Source organism: Sorangium sp. So ce426 (assembly GCF_051475585.1).
Lineage (GTDB): Bacteria > Myxococcota_A > Polyangia > Polyangiales > Polyangiaceae > Sorangium > Sorangium cellulosum_B.
Genome location: NZ_CP150341.1, coordinates 12231475 through 12250954, shown reverse-complemented (window position 1 = coordinate 12250954; position 19480 = coordinate 12231475). Strand labels below are relative to the sequence as shown.

General features: G+C 70.9%; 11 protein-coding genes. 9 read left to right on the top strand and 2 right to left on the bottom strand.

Annotated elements, in window-relative coordinates:
- Positions 1-60: 60 nt before the first annotated feature.
- Positions 61-921, bottom strand: a complete 861-nt coding sequence (locus WMF44_RS45955) for an aldo/keto reductase family oxidoreductase (RefSeq protein ID WP_437296378.1) — start codon at positions 919-921, stop codon at positions 61-63.
- A gap of 76 nt (positions 922-997) precedes the next feature.
- On the opposite strand from WMF44_RS45955, the gene WMF44_RS45950 reads away from it, so the two are divergent.
- On the top strand, positions 998-1900 hold the full coding sequence (locus WMF44_RS45950) for a LysR family transcriptional regulator (protein WP_437296377.1): 903 nt from the start codon (positions 998-1000) through the stop codon (positions 1898-1900).
- A 1197-nt stretch (positions 1901-3097) separates the two neighbouring features.
- Here WMF44_RS45950 and WMF44_RS45945 read toward each other — a convergent pair.
- Entirely contained in the window at positions 3098-3493 is a 396-nt protein-coding gene (locus tag WMF44_RS45945) for a hypothetical protein (protein ID WP_437296376.1), read from the bottom strand.
- A gap of 318 nt (positions 3494-3811) precedes the next feature.
- Here WMF44_RS45945 and WMF44_RS45940 point away from each other — a divergent pair, with 318 nt between their 5' ends.
- The 8 genes from WMF44_RS45940 to WMF44_RS45905 all read left to right on the top strand — a co-directional run bounded on the left by WMF44_RS45940 (position 3812) and on the right by WMF44_RS45905 (position 19478).
- Positions 3812-4516 (top strand): DNRLRE domain-containing protein, encoded by a 705-nt coding sequence (locus WMF44_RS45940; RefSeq protein WP_437296375.1) that lies wholly within the window; start codon positions 3812-3814, stop codon positions 4514-4516.
- Complete coding sequence (locus WMF44_RS45935; RefSeq protein ID WP_437296374.1) at positions 4513-5895, top strand: ABC transporter ATP-binding protein; 1383 nt, start codon at positions 4513-4515, stop codon at positions 5893-5895. Before WMF44_RS45940 ends, WMF44_RS45935 begins: the two co-directional genes overlap by 4 nt.
- Positions 5892-6971: an ABC transporter ATP-binding protein gene (locus tag WMF44_RS45930; protein ID WP_437296373.1), complete on the top strand. Its 1080-nt coding sequence runs from the start codon at positions 5892-5894 to the stop codon at positions 6969-6971. The genes WMF44_RS45935 and WMF44_RS45930 overlap by 4 nt, the downstream gene beginning before the upstream one ends.
- A gap of 285 nt (positions 6972-7256) precedes the next feature.
- Positions 7257-8033: a hypothetical protein gene (locus WMF44_RS45925; RefSeq protein ID WP_437296372.1), complete on the top strand. Its 777-nt coding sequence runs from the start codon at positions 7257-7259 to the stop codon at positions 8031-8033.
- A gap of 196 nt (positions 8034-8229) precedes the next feature.
- Entirely contained in the window at positions 8230-8856 is a 627-nt protein-coding gene (locus WMF44_RS45920) for a hypothetical protein (RefSeq protein WP_437296371.1), read from the top strand.
- 102 nt (positions 8857-8958) lie between these two features.
- On the top strand, positions 8959-9936 hold the full coding sequence (locus WMF44_RS45915) for an NADPH:quinone oxidoreductase family protein (protein WP_437296370.1): 978 nt from the start codon (positions 8959-8961) through the stop codon (positions 9934-9936).
- Between the two features lie 548 nt (positions 9937-10484).
- Positions 10485-15386 (top strand): neuraminidase-like domain-containing protein, encoded by a 4902-nt coding sequence (locus tag WMF44_RS45910; protein ID WP_437296369.1) that lies wholly within the window; start codon positions 10485-10487, stop codon positions 15384-15386.
- 36 nt (positions 15387-15422) lie between these two features.
- Positions 15423-19478 (top strand): neuraminidase-like domain-containing protein, encoded by a 4056-nt coding sequence (locus tag WMF44_RS45905; RefSeq protein ID WP_437296368.1) that lies wholly within the window; start codon positions 15423-15425, stop codon positions 19476-19478.
- Positions 19479-19480: the final 2 nt, after the last annotated feature.

Here is a 19480-nt window from a genome sequence, read left to right as displayed (position 1 = left end):
TGCGGATGGGGATCCTCGGCAGCGGCGGCGCGTCGACCGGGTTGCCTCATCGTCGGTGATCTAGATACGGTCGAGCGCCTTCATCGCGTCGTCGGACAGCTCGAGATCTGCCGCCGCGAGGTTCTCGCGCAGGTGCGCGACGCTCGACGTCCCGGGAATGAGAAGGATATTCGGCGAGCGCCGCAGCAGCCACGCAAGCGCGACCTGCATCGGCGTCGCGCCGAGCTGGCGCGCGACGTCGGACAGCGTCGAGGACTGGAGCGGCGAGAAGCCGCCGAGCGGGAAGAACGGCACGTACGCGACGCCCGCCGCGGCGAGGCCGTCGATCAGCGCGTCGTCCTGCCGGTGCGCGAGGTTGTACAGGTTCTGCACGCACACGATCTCGGTCATCGCGCGCCCCTCTTCCACCTGCCTCGCGGTCACGTTGCTGAGGCCGATGTGGCGGACCTTGCCCTCGCGCTGCAGCTTCATGAGCGCGGAGAGCGGCGCCTCGATCGAGCCTTCCGCGGGTCCCTGCGCGTCGAACAGGACGCGCAGGTTCACGACGTCGAGCACGTCGACGCCGAGATTCCGGAGGTTGTCGTGGACCGCGCTCGCGATGTCCTCGGCGGCGAACGCCGGCTCCCAGGATCCCTGTGGGCCGCGTCTCGCGCCGACCTTCGTGGCGATCACCAGATCCCTCGGATACGGGTGCAGCGCCTCGCGGAGGATCTGATTCGTGACGTGCGGCCCGTACACGTCGCTCGTGTCGATGTGATCGACGCCGCTCTTCACCGCCTCGCGCAGCACGGCGAGCGCCGCACCGCGGTCTCGCGGCGGTCCGAACACGCCCGGCCCGGCGAGCTGCATGGCTCCGTACCCGAAGCGCTTCACCGTGCGACTGCCCATCTTGAACGTCCCGGCCTTGGCTAGATTCGTCATGGCTGTCGACGGTAGGCCACGACGGGGTGTATGATAAGAGCCTCGAATCAGCACGGCCCGTACGGAAAGGCGAACAATGGCAGTGGATCTCGACGACGTCCGAGTCTTCGCCGCGGTGGCGCGCGCCGGCGGCTTCCGCGAGGCGAGCCGCACGAGCGGCACGAGCGCGTCGAGCGCGAGCGAGGCGGTGCGCCGGCTGGAGGGCGAGCTCGGCGTTCGGCTTCTTCATCGGACGACCCGCAGCGTCGCGCCGACCGAGGCAGGCGCGCGTCTCCTCGAGCGGCTCGGTCCTGCGCTCGCCGAGATCGCAGCGGCGCTCGACGTCGTGAAGAGCTCGAGCGAAAAGCCGGCCGGCACGCTCCGGCTGAACGTCCCCGTCGTCGCCGCGCGGCTCGTGCTCCCACGGATCTTGCCGCCGTTCCTCGCCGCATATCCCGATATCCGCGTCGAGGTGACGGCGGACGACACGCTCGTCGACATCCTCGCCGCGGGCTGCGACGCAGGCATTCGCTACGAAGAGACGCTCGAGAAAGACATGATCGCGGTCCCGATCGGCCAGCGCGAGCAGCGCCTGGCGCTCGCGGCGTCGGGCGCCTACCTCGAGCGGCACGGGCGCCCGACCCACCCGCGCAAGCTCCTCGACCACGCATGCCTGCGCGGCCGCTTCCCGAACGGCGCGCTGTGCCCGTGGGAATTCGAGCGCGACGGCGAGGTCGTGAAGGTCGACCCGACCGGCCCGCTCGTCGGCAGCCTCGGGAGCGCGACGGACCTCCTCGTGGATGCGGCGATCGCGGGCACCGGTCTCCTCTACTGGTTCGAGGACTGGCTGCACCCGCACCTCGAGAGCGGCGCCTTGAAGCCGGTCCTGGAGCGCTGGTGGTCGCGTTTCCCGGGCCCCTTTCTCTATTATCCGAGCCGCCGCCACATGCCCGCGGCGCTTCGCGCGTTCGTGGACTTCGTCCGCGCGGGCAGCAAATGACGCGCGGGCGCGCCCGCCGCGACGGGGGCGCGCAGGAAAATCGAGCCGGATCGCGTCGCTCGAACCACGAGTGAAAGCGCGAGGAGAACGCCGAGGAACGGAGCGTAGGCGAAGCGCGAGAACACGGAGCGCTCCGAGGCGCTCAGCGCAACGCCCGATTCGGAGCTTGCCCGCGTCTCGTGCCGCCCGTCCTGGTGAAACACGCCGGAAGGCCCGAAGCGAGCCGCGCGGACGATCGGGACCTGATTCTCGATCGCGCGCATAGAGCGACAAACGGGTTGAAATTTGACTGAATTCAATGAGCTGCGAGCCCCCGTCGAGCTGCCAGAAAGCAAGCTCCAAGGGCAAGGAATGCGGGAAAGAGAGAAACCGCAAGGGGCGCAAGGGGCGCAAGGGACGCAAGGGACGCAAGGGACGCAAGGGACCAGAGACGAGATATTATCTTTCCTTCCCTTGCGCCCCTCGCGCCCCTTGCGGTTTCTCTTCCCTTCTGTTGATTCCTCGGGACTCCAACGTGATCGGTGTCCTAGAATAGCCGGTCTTGCCGCGCACGCTCGTTCGACAGCTGTACCAGCAAGCTCTCCTGCATCGGCTCAGCACCGGCGCTCTGGAACCCGTCCACGTCCGACCTCACGACCGGCCGAGGCCGCGGCGGTTGGCGGTGGCTAGAATCAGAGACACTCTGGTCCTGCCGCGAGCGAGGCGCGGCGGGGTGATCCTACCTGTGTGCCTCGCAACGGTCCGTTAGACCAGCACGTCCCGCGGCTCATCTTGCTTTCTTTCGCTTAGGTCGCACAACAAATCCTATGCGGATCGTGTGCGAAATGTGTCGAGACATCGATCGCCGGGTTAGCGACGAAGCAGTCGAGCATCGTCGACCGATCCATGGCGGTCGTGTACGACGTGCTCTGCACGACGCGACCGTCGACGTCTGACGCGAGCTTCGTTCGGCTGCCCCTGGGGTCCGACGCCGTGGGTTCGAAGCACGAGTGCCCGTACCGCGTTCCCCGGATCCGCCCATGAGCGAGGACTTCCTCGATCTGCTTTCGGCCCTGTCCGCCGCTTACGCGGGATTTTTAATTGTCAGTGCATACGCCGTCGCGGTGCGGTTTCGGTGGCAAGCTCAGTCGCCCCCGCCCCGTCGATCTCGACCATCGCGGCCGAGCTCCAGGCGCTCCGAGCGCCGCCTTCCGCCGCTCAGCGCGGCGAGCTGCTCGCCGCCGGCACCGCCGTCCGCTGCCCCGAGCCCGAGCGCGCGCCGCCCTTGATGCGCGCCTCCGTCACGACCTCGTCCCACTGCGCGTCGTACCCGTCGAAGTGGACCCGGTAGGAGCCCGGGGCGACGACGCTGGTGATGACGGCGGGCTTGTACGAGCCCTTCCACTCGACCTCGATGCGGTCACCGACCTTGCGCGCGGCCCCCTCGCCCGAGGCGCGCTGCTCCTCGTCGCGCAGACGCCGGGCGCTCCCCTCGTGCAGGCATTGCTCGCGGTGGCAGGCGAGGCCGGACCCGCAGTCGTCGTCCGCGCGGCACGGAGACCCGAGCGGCGCCTTCTTTCCGCACGCGGCGAGCGCCCCAGGCACGGCGGCCACGATCAACAGCGCTCTCAGGAAGGTAATGGCTCGAACGCGCACGACACGGCATCCCATCAGAGCGGCCGCGGCCCGACAACAGGGATCGCGACGCTCTCGACCGCAACGCCTCTCGAGACGCTCGCGTTCCCCGCGTCCCCGCCGACCACGCCGTTCGGGCAGCGGCCTGCGCGCGCCCACCACCGCCCCTCCCGGGCGCGCCGCCGCCCTCCACGCCCGAGCGCGCGCCCCCGCTTCGGATGCGCCGCGCCCCTGCGCGCCGCGCCCGCCACCACCCGCCGCGCCACCGGGGCCGCCCTACCCGGGCCGCCCTCTGCTATGGTCGCCCCCGCTGTGCGTCTGCTCGCCGCCCTCGCGCCCGTGGCCCTGCTCGTCGCGGCGCCGCCGCTCCTGGGCTGCGGCGGCGGCCCCGCGAAGGACGCGGGCGTGTGCGCGGGCGCGGGCGTCTGCGGCGCCGGCTACTGCGTCGCCGGGCGCTGCCGCCCCGCGAGCGCCCTCCCCGCGCCCCTCGACGCGCGCCGCGTGCTGCTCCCGCCCGAGGACCTCGCCCTCCTCGTCGAGGACGACGACGCCGCGGCCACGCCGGGCGTCCCCGACGCCGTCGCGCTCGGGCGCGCCGGGGGCGGTGAAGTCGTCCTGCTGCTCCGGTTCTCGCCGAGCTTCGGCGCCGGCGCCGACATCGCGAGCGCCTTCGTCGTGCTGGAGCCGGCCCCGATGGCGCCCCCCGCCGAGCGCGCGCTCACCCTGGAGGTCGCGCGCATCCTCGAGCCGTGGCGCTCCGAGACGGCGACGTGGGGCCGGCAGCCGCGGCTGTCGATCCCCGAGGCCGCCGCCATCGCGCGGCCCCGACCGGCGACGCCGCTGCGGATCGACGTCACCTCGCTCGTGCGCGACTGGGCCAGGCGGCGCAAGGACGACCACGGCATCGCCATCCTCGCGCCGGGGAGCGACGCCGTCGGGGCCGCCTACTCGATGGGCATCTCCCAGGGCGTCGGCCCCCGCCTCGAGGTGTACGTACGGTGAGCAACGGCCAGGACGACGAGGACGACGACCTCGGCGCGCGGAACTCGCTCCCGCTTCCCCTGATCCGCCACGACCTCGGCGAGAGAAGGCCGCCCGTGCCCAGCGCGCCTTCCCTGCCCAGCGCCCCGGCCACGCCCGGCGCCTCGAGCGCGAGCGCTCCTCCCGCGCCCGCCACGCCGACCGCGGGCGCTCTCCCCGCCCCCAGCGCCTCCGCCGTCCCCCACGGCGCCGTCACGCGCGGCCTGCTCGACGACGACGAGCCCGCCGTCACCCAGCGCTCGACGGTGAGCGGGCGCCCCCTCCCGCTGCCCCGCGCCGCGCCGCCCTTCTCGCCCGAGGAGGCCCCGCCGCCCACGCTGCTCCGGGTGAGCGACCTCCGCGTGTCGTTCGCCGCCGACGGCCGCGTCACCCGCGCCCTCGACCGCGTCTCGTTCACGGTGCCGCGCGGGCGCACCGTGGCGCTCGTCGGCGAGTCGGGCTGCGGCAAGACCGTGACCGCGCTGAGCATCCTGCGGCTGCTTCCCGCGCCCTACGCGTCCATCGACGGCGGCTCGATCGAGCTCGACGGCCAGGACCTCCTCGCGCTGAGCGAGCGCGAGATGCGCGCCGTGCGCGGCGGGAAGATCGGCATGATCTTCCAGGAGCCGATGACCTCGCTGAACCCCGTGTACACGGTCAGCGCCCAGATCGCCGAGGCCATCCGGCTGCACCGGCCGATGTCCCGCGGCGACGCCCGGCTCTACGCCGTGAACCTCCTGCGCAAGGTCGGCTTCCCCGAGCCCGAGGTCCGCGCGAACAGCTACCCGCACGAGCTGTCCGGCGGGATGCGCCAGCGCGTCATGATCGCCATGGCCCTCGCGCCGGAGCCCTCGCTGCTCATCGCCGACGAGCCCACCACCGCGCTCGACACGACCACGCAGGCGCAGATCCTCGACCTCCTCGAGCGGCTCAAGGCAGAGACGTCGATGAGCCTCCTGCTCATCGCGCACGACCTCGCCGTCGTCGGCGAGCTCGCGGACGAGATCGTCGTTCTCTACGCCGGCGTCGTCGTCGAGCAAGGGCCGGCGCGCGAGGTGCTCGCGGCGCCCTCGCACCCGTACACGCGCGCGCTCCTCAGGAGCATCCCCGCGCGCGGGCTCCGCCCGCACCGCGTGCGCGGCGAGCGCTCGCTCCGCCTGCCGACCATCCCGGGCGCGCTGCCCGATCTGCGCGATCCGCCGCGCGGCTGCCGCTTCCAGGACCGCTGCGACGCCGTGTTCGACCGCTGCCGCGCCGAGGCGCCGGACCTCTACGCCGTCCCGCCCGGCGCGGGGCACCACGCGGCGCGCTGCTTCCTCCTGACGGGCCCGGGGCGCGCGGGCAACGAGGGCGCCTCGTGACGCGCGACAGCGGGTCCCCGCCGCCCACGCAGCGCGACGAGCCCGCCGCGCCGCACCTGCACCCTGCAGCCGCGGCGCGCGCGGAGAGCGCGCCGGGCGAGCGGCCGCTCGTCCAGGCGGAGGGGCTCTCGAAGTTCTACCCGGTGCAGCGCGGCGCCTTCGCGAAGCCGTCGTTCGTGCAGGCCGTCGTCGAGGCGACCTTCCACGTTGACCGGGGCGAGACGCTCGGCCTGGTCGGCGAGTCGGGCTCCGGCAAGAGCACCCTCGGGCGCCTCGTGCTCCGGCTCATCGAGCCCACGGTCGGCCGGGTCCTCTTCGACGGCCACGACCTGAGCGCCCTGTCGAGCCGCGCGCTCCGGGCCATGCGCCGGCGGATGCAGATCGTCTTCCAGGACCCCTACGGCTCGCTCAACCCGCGCATGACGCTGCGCGAGATCGTCGGCGAGGGCATCGTCATCCACCACCTCGCGAGGAGCCGCGACGAGGAGACCGCGATGGTCGAGGGCGCGCTCCAGAAGGTCGGCCTGCGGCCGGACATGATGGAGCGCTTCCCCCACGAGCTCTCGGGCGGGCAGCGGCAGCGGGTCGCGATCGCCCGCGCCCTCGCCGTGCGCCCGGACTTCATCGTCTGCGACGAGCCCGTGAGCGCGCTCGACCTCTCGGTGCAGGCGCAGATCGTCAACCTGCTGGAGGAGCTCCAGGACGAGCTGTCGCTCGGCCTGCTGTTCATCTCGCACGACCTGCGCGTCGTCGAGCACGTGAGCCACCGCGTCGCGGTGATGTACCTCGGCCGCATCGTGGAGATCGGCCCCACGCAGGGCGTGGCCGGGCGGCGGCACCACCCGTACACGCGCGCGCTCTTCGAGGCGACGCCGTCGATCGAGCGGGGGAGCAAGGCGCGCCGCCTGCTGCCGGGCGCGCCCGGGAGCGCGATCAACCCGCCCGACGGCTGCGTGTTCCACCCTCGCTGCCGGAGGGCCGAAGAGGGCAAATGCGACGTCGAGATCCCGCCGCTCGAAGAGCTCGTCCCCGGCAGCGGCCACCGCGTGGCGTGCTGGTACCCCGAGCTCGAGTGACGGCGGCGCGCCGGCCCGTCGCGGGATGAGCCGGGCCGGCCGCTGGTTCGCGCGTTGAAATGTCGCCGGGATGCCCCGGAATAGCTGGCTCGCCGGGAATGACGCCCTGGGAGCGCAGCAGCTCACAGCCCACCACGGCCCAAACTGGCACAATCGAACATCCGGGGGTGTCGCGAACCAGCGGTGCTCCTGCGGGATCTGCGCTTGTGGCGCGAGGCATCCCTTTTGCTGCACGCCCCGCGCCGCCGCGCGCGAGGTTCGGTGGCGGAGCCACGAGGTGATGCGATGACGAGCGACGTGCTTCGCGTGCTGGCGGCAGCCCTGCTGTCCAGTGCGTGCCTGATGGGATGCAAGGACAGCGTGAATGACGGCGTTGGCGCCAGCAGCGGCACCGGCGGCAGCGGCGCCAGCAGCAGCGGCGGCGAGGGCGGCACCGGCGGAAGCGGCGGCAACGACGGCGGCAGCGGCGGCCACAACAGCGGCGGTGGCGGCAACGACGACAGCGGCGAGGACGGCACCGGCGGCTGCGGCGAGGGGAGCGGCGGCGGCTGCATCGACCCGTCGGACGGGCCGTGCGCGGTGCGTGACGTCGAGGGCACGATCCCCGGCGTGAAGATCTCGATCGAGTCGAGCCGCTGCAACTACCGCCAGGGAGAGCCGGCGGAGTTCATCTACACGGTCACGACCGACTCGAGCGTCCCCCCGATCGACTTCGCGGCCTCCACCGGCTGCGGGCGCTGCGTCGAACCGACGAGCGATCCCCTCTCGCTCGTCTCCTACAAGATCAGCGGCCTCTCGTGGGGCGCTGATCCGCAGCCGCAGCTCTACTGCCTGTGCGACGTGGGCTGCTGCGCTCCCGACGAGGCGGCGACCGTGCAGGTCGACGCGACCACGGCGACGCAGACGATCCGCTGGTCGGGGCGGCAGTGGACCGGCCCGTCCGACACGAGCAATCCGGAGGGCGACCCCTTCGCGCCCGGGAGCTACGAAGTCGAGGTGACGTTCGATGGCAAGGAGCAGGGCGTCGTCACGGCAAAGCTCGGGATCGAGATCTACCTCTGAAGCACGGCCGACGCGACGCCCGCAGGCAGGCCGCGGCCCAGACTGGCACAGTCGGCGGCCCGGGGTGGCGCGCCACGGCCTGTCCCTCCGGAGCCCGCGCGCGCATCGCGGAGCATCTCCCTTGCTGCCGATCGCGCGCCGCCGCAAACAGGCGGCGTGGCGCGAAGGAGGGAGAGGTGAGGGAATGGCAAACGACATGCTTCGAGCTCTGGCGATAGCCTTGCTGTCCGCTGCGTGCGCGACCGGATGCGGCGGCGGCAAGGAGGGCGCCGGGAGCGGCGGCGACAGCGAGAGCAGCAGCAGCGGCGGCGACCGCGGGCTGCCGCCGGGGGCCGAGCCGTGCGCGGTGCGCGGCGTCCAGGGCACGATCCCGGGCGTGACGATATCGATCGAGTCCAGCCGCTGCGTCTACTGGAGGGGCGAGCCAGCGGAGTTCGTCTACACGGTCACGACCGACTCGAGCGTGCCTCCGATCGAGATCGCGGCCTCGGACGGGTGCGGGCACTGCGTCGTGCCGAGCGCGGATCCGCGCTCGTTCGTCACGTACCAGATCACCGGGCTGTCGGCGGCGGGGGATCCACAGCAGTACTGCCTCTGCGACACCGGGTGTTGCGCTCCCGACACCGCAGCGACCGTGCAGGTCGACGCGACGGCGGCGACGCACACGATCTCCTGGTCGGGGCGGCAGTGGAGCGGGCCATCGGACACGGACAACCCGGAAGACGAGTTCTTCGCGCCGGGGACCTACGATGTCGAGGTGACGTTCGACGGGCAGGAGCAGGGCTCCGTGACGGCGAAGCTGCCGATCGAGATCGTCCGCTGATCTCGCGCGCGCCGGCGATCCCGCAAGGGATCCCCGGCGCGCGAGGCGGCGCCGCGGCGGCCTCCGCCGGGCCGCCCGGGCTTTCTGCTAAGGTCCGCGGGCATGCATGCCTGGCGCGGACACGCCTTCGGTCCCCCCGAGATCCTCGTCTGGGAAGAGGTGGACGACCCCCCGCTCGCCGAGGGAGAGGTCCGGATCGAGGTGGCCGCCGCCGCGATCAACTTCCCCGACGTGCTCTTCACGGCGGGCGCGCACCAGGTCAAGCCGACTCCGCCGTTCATCCCCGGCTTCGAGGTCGCCGGCGTCGTCGTCGAGAGCCGCGAGCCGTCGCTCCCGCCGGGCGCCCGCGTGGCCGCGACGCTCCCCGGCTCGGGGGGGTACGCGACGCGCGCGATCGCGGGGCCGCGCACCACCTATGCGCTCCCGGACGCCATGCCGTTCGAGGACGCCGCGGCGATGACCATCACCTACCAGACAGGCTATTTCGCGCTCCACCGGCGCGCCGGCGTCCAGCCGGGCGACACGGTCCTCGTGCACGCTGGCGCGGGCGGCGTCGGCAGCGCGGCGATCCAGCTCGCCAAGGCGGCCGGCGCCACCGTCATCGCGACCGCCGGCGGCGAGGACAAGACGGCTGTCTGCCGCGCCCTCGGGGCGGACGTCGCCATCGACTACCGGCGCGAGGACTTCGTCGCCGTCGTGAAGGAGCGGACCTCGGGCCGGGGCGCCGATATCGTCTTCGACCCCGTCGGCGGCGACGTCTTCGATCAATCGACGAAATGCGTCGCCTTCGAGGGCCGCATCGTGGTGATCGGCTTCGCCTCCGGCCGCATCCCCGCGGCGCGCGCGAACCACCTGCTCGTGAAGAACTATTCGGTCCTCGGCCTCTACTGGGGCACCTACAGCCGCGCCCGGCCCGATCTCACGCGGAGGGCGCAAGACGAGCTCTACGCGCTCTACGGCCACGGCGCGATCAAGCCGCTCGTCTCCGCCGCGCCGCCGATGGCGGAGGCGAAGGCGGCCATGACGGCGGTCGCGTCCCGCGCGACCACCGGCAAGGTCGTGCTCACGAACCGGCGATGAGGGCCGCCGCCGCCCGGGAGATCGGCAGCGGCGCAGAGCAAGGGCTCAGTTGCAGTCGGCGTCGATGGACGCCTCGGACAGCTCGCCGATCGTGTCCTGATCCGCCGTGATCAGGGCGAAGCCGTAGGGGAACAGCGCCTCCTGGCCGTCGTTGCGGTCGACGCGCTGGCGCTCGCTCCCGGGCCAGGAGAACGAGACCTTGCCCTGCGCGTCTCTGACGCAGTGGGTCTTGCCGGCACCGGCCGCCGACGCGAGCAGGCAGGACTGCTCCTCGCGACAGCCAACGACAGCGACGTGCGTCCTTGTTCCGGCGTTCCGACCTCACACCGACACGTGGCGGGCACGACCGGTTCCAGGAGTCCAGATACCGCGATCAGATTGCAAGAGCATGGACGTGACGAAGATGCCTTCGCCCCGTCGACACGGGCAGCTTTTCAACATAGAAAACGGCCATCCACCGTATAAGCTGCTCCAATTGCTCAATACCCGCGCGAGCGGACGGCGAGCGCGTCGGACCAATACAACAATTCCTCTGCGGAGATGCTCGCATGGCAACGAAACAGAACGAACAGAAGCTCACCCTCATCGGTCGCGTCGTCAACATCAACAATCTCGCCGGGAACGACTCGATGGCCGGCGTGAACAACGCGACAATCGAGGCATGGGTGTGCACCACGCCAGCTCAGATCATCGCCGCTGCCACGACCGATTCCTTGGGTTCGTTCGCCTTCCAGCTCGACATGGCGTCGCTCCGCCCGCTCCTCGGCTCCAGCCCTGCGTCGGGGTTCTTCCGTGTCTATCAAGGCAACCAGCTGCTCGTCGATACGAGGGACTCCCTGCTGTGGCGCGACGGCTCGACCGACGCGGCGCTCCGCATCGCCGTCAACCCGGCGGCGCCCGCGGGCGCCGCGTCGCCGGCGCACTGGATCGTGCGCGGGCGGGTCACAGACCGGAACGGCGCGCCGCTCCAGGACAAGATCATCTATGTATTCGATCGGAACGTCACCGCCTCGGGAATAACGAGGACAGCCCTCGCGGAGGGCCACACGGACCCCACCGGGTGCTACCAGGTCGGCTACACGCGGAGCGAGCTCGGACGCCCCGGGAAGCAGCTCGCGGACCTCGAGGTGCACGTCTATGACAGCGAGGTGCAGATGGCCATCGGCCACCTCTGCCGCGCGCCGGCGACCGCCGTCATCGACGTGGTGGTGACCGAGGGCGACTATTCCTTCGCGCCGTCCGAGCACAAGCGCGTCACGACCGCTGTCGCTCCCGCCCACGACATGCTCGACCTCGCGGACCTCGACGAGGACAGCCTCGCCCTTTTGGCCTGCAGCTCCGGCGTGGATCGCGGGGAGCTCGCCATGATCGCTGAGGCGTCCAGGATGGCCGGCGGGACCACCATCGCACCCGAGGTCTTCTATGGCCTGCGCCGGTGGGGCCTCCCCGCCGCTCGCTCGGAGCTGCTCTCGCGCGGCCTCCCGGCGCTGCGTGAAGCCATCACCTGGGCGGTCGATGAGCGCGTCATTCCCCGGATGTCCGCGGCCGAGATCGACGCCGCGATGGCGAAGCTCAAGCCCCTCGTGGTGGCGAGCGCGTCCGAGGAGCGGACGCCCGGCGCGGGATCGCTCGATCAGCTGATCGCGACCGTGATACCCGCATCGAGCAACCGGCAGCTGCTGCTCGAGAGCTACGTGGGGTTCCAGGGGACCAGCATCGCGAGCTTCTGGAGCGAGCTCCGCTCTTCGGTGCCGTTCTTCACGCAGAGCGCCATCAGCGCCACGCAACGAACTCTTCAGCTCGCGGCGGTGACCCGCGGCCACCTGCCGCTGGTCAAGAAGCTGAACGAGCAATTTGCGTCCGGCGCGGTGCAATCGCTGCGCGACCTCGCGCGACGCGACGAGAGCGATTGGCTCGCCGTGCTCAACCAGACGGTCGACGGCGCGCCCATCGGCGTTCCACCCACCGTGCCCGGCGCCACGGCGCAGGAGCAGCGACAGAACTATGCCTCGGTGCTGACCTGGACCCTCGAAAAGGCCTTCCCCGGCGCCGCCCTCGTGGGTCGCCTCATTCCAGTGCCCCACGTGCTCGCCCTTGCCGTGGACTTTCTCACTGAGCAGGATCTCTTCGAGTTCGGGAGGACCCGGTTTCGCGCTTATCTCAGCCGCAATCCGATCGCCATCGCCTCTGGCTCGCAACGCGCCAGCGTGGTCGCCCAGCTTGCCGGCATGGAGAGGCTGCACAAAATCACCCCCTCTGCCTCCGAGATCAAGACCCTGATGAGCTACGGGCTCGACTCCGCACAGAGCATCTTCCGCATGGGGCGCGCCCGCTTCACCGAGCTCGCCGGTCCTGCGCTCGGGCCGGCGCGCGCGAGCGCCGTCTACGCGAGCGCGCGCAAGATCACCGCGGCGTCCAACGCTCTCCTCGCGCGCCACCACGCCTCGTTCAACGCGTTGACGGCCTACGTGCTGCCGAACAATCAACCGCCCGCACCGGCCGACGCCGCGCTCATCCCGGACTGGCCAACCCTCTTCGGTTCGCTGGATTTCTCTGCCTGCGACCACTGTCGCTCGGTCTACGGCCCTCCCGCGTACCTCGTCGATCTTCTGCAGTTCCTCGAGCGCCAGCTCTCCACGGTGGAGTCCACCGCGCCGAAGACGAGGTACAACCTCTTCACACGGCAGGAAACCACGCTCCCTGGCGCTCACAAGTCGGCCGGCGACGTGCTGTTCGATCGGCGGCCGGACATCGCCCGCCTGGAGCTCTCGTGCGAGAACGCGGACACGACCGTCCCGTACGTGGACCTCGTGAACGAGATCCTGGAGTATGCCGTCGCGAACACCTCGCTCTCGCCCGACGTCACCTTCCCCGATCACATCGCGACCACCGGCGCGGCGTCCGAGCTCGCCGCCCACCCCCAGCCGCCCCCGCCGTCGAAGCAGATCGTCTACGAGACGGCCTACGAGACGCTCGCCACGCAGCGCTACCCGTGGCGGCTCCCCTTCAACCTGGGGCAGGAGGAGGCGCGCATCTACCTCGATCATCTGGGCGTGCCCCGCGTCCACCTCATGGAGGTGCTCCGCCGGGGCGACGGCTTCGAGCCCGCCGATTACCGCGTCAAGCTCGCGCTCGAGCGGCTCCGCCTCTCCGGTGAGGATCGAAGGCTCCTCGCCGGCGAGCCGCCCGCGGGCTCCCCAGGTCCCTTCAACCCATGGACGCACTGGGGGCTCTCGCAGGACGGCAACTCCATCCCCGATCCCACCGGCGCGTCGCAGAGCCCGATCCAGGGCGGCTGGGAGGCGGTGCTGCGGCACGTCGCGGTGCTGATGCAACGCCTCGGGATCACCTACGACGAGCTCACGGAGATGCTCCATACGCGCTTCGTCAACCCGGGGGCGTTGCTCCAGATCAGCGCGGCGGCGGGGGCCGACCCGCTGACCAGCAAGATATCGGAGCTGCGCATTCCGGCCCTGGAACAGCAGGCGCTGCACCGGATGAACCGCTTCACCCGGCTGCGCCGCGCGCTCGGCTGGTCCGCGCCCGAGGTGGATCAAGCGCTCTCGGTGCTGGGCGGCGGCACGTCCGACGAGCTGCTGGTCAGGCTCTCGGGCGTCGCCTGGCTGCACGCCGAGCTGCGGTTGCCCGTCATCGAGGCGCTCGCCTGGTGGGGGCCGATCCAGACGCACGCAGGGCCCACATCGAAGGATCGCTCGCTCTACGAGCGGCTCTTCCTGAACAAGGCAGTTGTCAACCCGATCGATCCAGCATTCCAGCTGAACAGCGGCGGCTCGGAGCTCGCGGACACGAGCCCGTCGATCGCCGCCCACGCGCCCGCCGTCCTTGCCGCCCTCCGGCTGAGCGCGGCCGAGCTCGCGCTGCTCACCGATGATGTCGCGAGCCAGGCCGCGCTCGGCGCGCCGCCGCTCGTGAGCGGCGGCGCGCTGAACCTCGCCAACCTGTCGAAGCTCTTCCGCGCTGCCTCGCTCGCCCGCGCGCTCAAGCTGCCGCTGCGGGACCTCCTCGCCCTGCACGCGCTGTCGGGGATCGACGTGTTCAATACGGCCGATCCGGCCGTGACCCGGCGGTTCGTCGAGATGGCGCTCGCGGTGGCCGCGACGCGCTTCGGCGTGGCCCGGCTCGATTACCTCCTGCGCCACGCGGCGCAGCCCGCGAGCGGTCTGGCCCCCGAGCCGGCCCGCGTCGACGCCGCGCTCGCGGATATCACCGCCGGCCTCGCCCGTATCGCGAGCGGGGCGGAGCCGCCCGAGGGCGCCGGCGAGCCGCTCTCGGCGGAGCTCTTCGTACGCCAGCGGCTCGCGGCGGAGCTCGACCTGGACGCGCCGACGATCGCGCAGCTCGTCACCGAGACGCTCCGCGCCGAGGTCGATCAGAACCGCAAGGCGATCGCCGACTTCCTCGGCGGGCTGGACGGCGGCCCCACCCCGTCCGACGCGCAGCGGCGCCGCGCCTTCGTGCGCCTCGCGAAGATCGCCGACGTCATCCATCGGCTGAAGCTCACCGCGGACGAGATCCAGTGGGTGCTCGACCCGTCGTGGCTCGATCTGAACGACGTGCCTGTCGAGCCCGCTCCGGCGCCGCCGTCGCTGCGGGACGGCTGGATGCGGCTCGCCGCCCTCCTGCGCGTGCGCGACGCGCTGCCCGCCGGCAAAGCCGCCCTGGCCGACCTCTTCCGCATGCGCGCGGCGGGCGTGAACGCAGAGGGACAGTCGCTCGATCTGCTCGCCGAGATCGCCGGGCGGACAGGCTGGCCGCAGGAGGACCTCTCGTCGCTCGCGGGGACCGGCGGGTGGTTCACGGCGGCGTTCGCGGGGCTCGGCCTCGATCAGCAGCTGGTGCGGCTCGCCGACGCGAGCGCCCTCCTCAAGCGCCTCGGCATGTCCGCCGCGCAGGTGCAGCCCTGGGCCGTGGCCGACGACACGGCCGCCGGCGCGCGTGCGACGGCCGCTGGCATCCGCAATGCGGTCAAGGCGAAGTACAGCGAGGAGGCGTGGTCCGCCGTGGCGCGGCCGCTGCGGGACGCGCTGCGCGAGCGCCAGCGCGGGGCGCTCGTCGAGTTCCTGATCTGGAAGCAGGGCTATGCGAGCTCGAACCAGCTCTTCGCCGAGCTCCTCGTCGACGTCGAGATGGGCCCGTGCCAGCTCACCTCGCGCATCAAGCAGGCGATCGGCTCGGTCCAGCTCTTCGTCCAGCGCGCCTTCCTCCAGCTGGAGCCCGGCGTCGTCCTCGACGACGAGGCGGCCCGCGAGTGGAAGTGGCTCAAGAGCTACCGGGTGTGGGAGGCCAACCGGAAGGTCTTCCTGTATCCAGAGAACTGGATCGAGCCCGAGCTACGCGACGACAAGACGCCGTTCTTCAAGGCGCTCGAGAACGAGCTCTTGCAGAGCGACCTCGACGAGCGCAGCGTCGAGCGCGCGTTCCGGGGCTAGCTGGAGAAGCTCGATCAGGTCGCGCGGCTCGAGGTGATGGCGGTCCTGCCCGAGCAGAAGCGCAGGAACGTCCTCGGGGCCTCCTCCGCCGCCGACGCGCTGCACATCTTCGCCCGCACCCGCGGCACGCCGCACACCCATTTCTATCGACGCCGCGTCCGCGGCGCGGGCTGGACGCCGTGGGAGAAGATCGAGCTCGACATCCAGAGCGAGCACCTGTTCCCGGTCATCCACGAGGACCGACTGCTGCTCTTCTGGGCCATGATCGAGGAGGTCCCGAGGGACAATCAGGGCACCAACCAGACCGGCGCTCCGCCCAGCACCGATGTCCAGGTCAAGCTCGCGTACAGCGAGTACGACGATGGGAGGTGGACAGCGCGGCGCGTCGTGGACGCGCCGACGCTCAGCATAATCAATTGGAACCCGTCGCAGCCCCTCGGCGCATCGCTCTATTTCCGGGCGGCCTCGCGGCAAGCCCCGCTCCAGCAGTCGACCGAGCTCGTGGTGGAATGCCTGGAGTCGCTGAGCGGGCACTACGCCATCGAGCCCACCTTGACCGTGAGCTACCTGCGCGGCGAGTTCTTGAGCTCCAGCTGCAACGGGAGCTGGCGGCTGAACGACTACACCTCTGAGGTCCGCACGTTCCTCCGGCGGCATCCTGGCCGGGCGACGCAGGACCGCATGGCTCTCGTCGAGTCGGCCTCGATCGAGAACAACGGCCGGCTGTATGTGCCCGCCGGGGCGCTCAAGCCGGGGAAGAACAAGGAGCTCGGCACGGGCGGCGAGGTGCTCGTCACGCTCGGGAGCACACCGGGCGCCTTCCGGCTCGTCGTACCGCCCACCGACGAGGACTTCCTCGCGGACACCCCTTTCTTCTACGAGGACGGCACCCGCAGCTTCCTCGTCACGCCCCTGCCCGAGAGCACGCCGCCGTTGCACCTGCCCCAGCGGGCCCACCCCGGCATGTCCGCGACGGTATGGACCGACGGCTCGAACCTCACCTCGACTCAGCGCCTCGAGGCGGAGGGCTGGGCGAATCGCGCCGAACAGGCCATACCGAACCCCCAGATCTTGCCGAACCACCACCTGCGCTTCGAGACGTTCCAGCATCCTTACGTCTGCGAGATGCTCGGCCGGCTGCGCCGCCACGGGGTCCTGGACGGTCTGCTCAACTGGTCGCTGAGCTCGCCACCGCTGCAGCTCACGAGCCGCTCCTTCTTCAACGGCACGTACAGCCCGACCCGTGCGGTGGCTGGCGAGCCCATCGACGAGATCGACTTTCGCTCGGACGGCGCTTACTCCGCCTACAACTGGGAGCTCTTCTTCCACGCGCCGCTGCTCATCGCCGATCGCCTGAGCGACAATCAGCGCTTCGAGGAGGCGCAGCGCTGGTTCCACACCATCTTCGATCCGACCACCGGCTCGAAGGATCCGGTGCCAGCGCGGTTCTGGAAGCTCCGCCCGTTCTACGAGGCCATGCAGGCGAGCTCCTTCGAGACGCTGAACCAGGAGTTCGAGGGGGACAACGAGCATTCCGAGGAGCTCGCGCGGCAGATCGATGCGTGGCAGCGCGACCCCTTCAACCCGCACCTGATCGCCCGGATGCGGCTCGTCGCGTACCAGAAGACGGTCGTGATGAAGTACATCGACAACCTGATACGGTGGGCCGACCACCTCTTCCGCCGCGACACGATCGAGTCGATCAACGAGGCGACGCAGCTCTACGTGCTCGCGGCCGACATGCTCGGTCCGCGCCCGCGGATGATCCCGCCGCGGGCGAGCGCCGCTCCGAAGACCTACCGCGAGCTCGAGCCGCTGCTCGACGCGTTTTCGAACGCCGCCGTGGAGATCGAGTCGTTCGTCACGTCGCTCGCCGGCGCCGGGGGCGCCGGGGGCGAGGAGGTCGAGGCGATGATCCTGCCGACCATGCTCTACTTCTGCGTGCCGCCGAACGACAAGCTCCTTGGGTACTGGGACACGGTCGCGGATCGCCTGTTCAAGATCCGCCACTGCATGAACATCGAGGGGATCGAGCGGCAGCTGCCGCTCTTCGAGCCGCCCATCGATCCGGCGCTGCTCGTGCAGGCGGCAGCGGCTGGGGTGGACATCACGACCGTGATCAACGACGTCAGCACCCCGGCGCCGCACCACCGCTTCGAGGTGCTGCTGCGGCGGGCGAACGAGCTGTGCGCAGAGGTCAAGTCCCTCGGAGCGTCGCTGCTCGCCGCGCGCGAGAAGCGCGACGCGGAGGCGCTCGCGGCGCTCCGCGCCGGGCACGAGGTGCAGCTGCTCGACGCCCTGCGGCAGGTGAAGGAGCAACAGGTGAACGAGGCGCGCGAGGGGCTCGCGGCGTCGCGCGCGGCGCGCGAGGTGGTCAGCCAGCGCCACGCGTTCTACCGCGACGTGGAGTACATGAACCTCTGGGAGAGCGGTCATCTGACCTTGAGCGGGGCGGCCGCGGTGACGCAGGCGATCACCGAGGTGATGATGGCCGGCGCGGCCGCAGCGCACGTGCTGCCCACCGTGACGGTGGGCACGGCCGGCATCTCCAGCCCCGTCACCCTCACCACGACGCTGGACGGCGACAAGCTGGGCGCGTCATCGGAGGCTGGCGCCAAGGCGGCGTCCATCGCCGTCACGCTCCTGCGCGAGGCGGCCATGGCCAGCGCCACGGTGGGCGGCTACGAGCGGCGCTGGGAGGAGTGGAAGCTGCAGGAGGAGCTCGCGGCCCGCGAGCTCGCGCAGATCGACCGGCAGATCGCCGCCGCCCAGCTGCGCGTGGCGATCAGCGAGAAGGAGCTCGCGGCGCACGACCTCCAGATCGAGCACGCCCGCGGGGCGCAGGCCTACCTGAGCGACAAGTTCACGCGCGACGAGCTCTACGACTGGATGGCCGGGCAGATCGCCGCGGTGTACAGCCAGGCGTTCCAGCTGGCCTACGACACGGCCAAGCGCGCCGAGAAGGCGTTCCGCTTCGAGCGCGGCGTGAGCTCGTCGTCGTACATCCAGCTCGGTCACTGGGACAACCTGCGCCAGGGCTTGCTGGCCGGCGACCGCCTGAGCCTCGACCTCAAGCGCCTGGAGCTCGCGTACCTGGAGCACGATCGTCGCGAGTTCGAGATCACGAAGCACGTGTCGCTGCTCCTGCACGATCCGGTCGCGCTCATGACCCTGAAGTCGACCGGCTCGTGCGTCATCACGCTCCCGGAGGCGCTGTTCGACATGGACTACCCGGGCCACTACATGCGTCGGATCAAGAGCGTCAGCCTGACCTTGCCGTGCGTGACCGGCCCGTACACGGCGGTCAATTGCACGCTGAGGCTCGAGTCGAGCAAGGTGCGCTTCAACCCGGACGCGGCGGCCGACTACTCGGCTCAGCCGGAGACGCACGTCGTGCAGGGGTTCACGCCCGTCCAGTCGATCGCGACCAGCCACGCGGACAACGACAGCGGGATGTTCGAGCTCAACTTCCGCGACGAGCGCTACCTGCCCTTCGAGGGCGCAGGCGCCGAGTCCACGTGGCGCCTGGAGATACCGCACGGCGATCAGGCGTTCGACATGGACACCCTCTCCGACGTGGTCATTCACCTGCGCTACACGGCGCGCGACGGGGGCGTCCCGCTGCGCAACGCGGCGCGCGCCGCGCGCGACGAGTGGCTCGAGGGCGCAGAGGACACCTCGCTCGCGCGGATGTTCAGCCTGCGCCAGGAGTTCTCCGCCGGCTGGCAGGGCTTCCTTGACGAGGCCGGCGATCACACCCTCGAGCTCGCCCTGGGGCCCCAGCGCTTCCCGTTCCAGCTCCGGGGCAAGGAGATCGAGATCGAGCGGGTCGAGGTCTACGTGAAGCTCAAGCCCGGAAAGACGCTCTCGTTCGACATGCAGCTGAAGCCTTCCCCCGAGGGCCTCTCTGCGATCGTTCTCCAGCTTCCGCCCGGCAGCACGGGTCTGGTCCGCAGCGAGAAGTCTTGTTCTGGCGCGAGGACAGGGACCTGGGTGCTGTCGGCGGCAGGCGCCGCTCCGGCGGCGCCTGCCGCCGAGATCGACGACATCGCGCTGATCGTCCACTACACGGCAGCTCCGGGGAGCGTGTGACC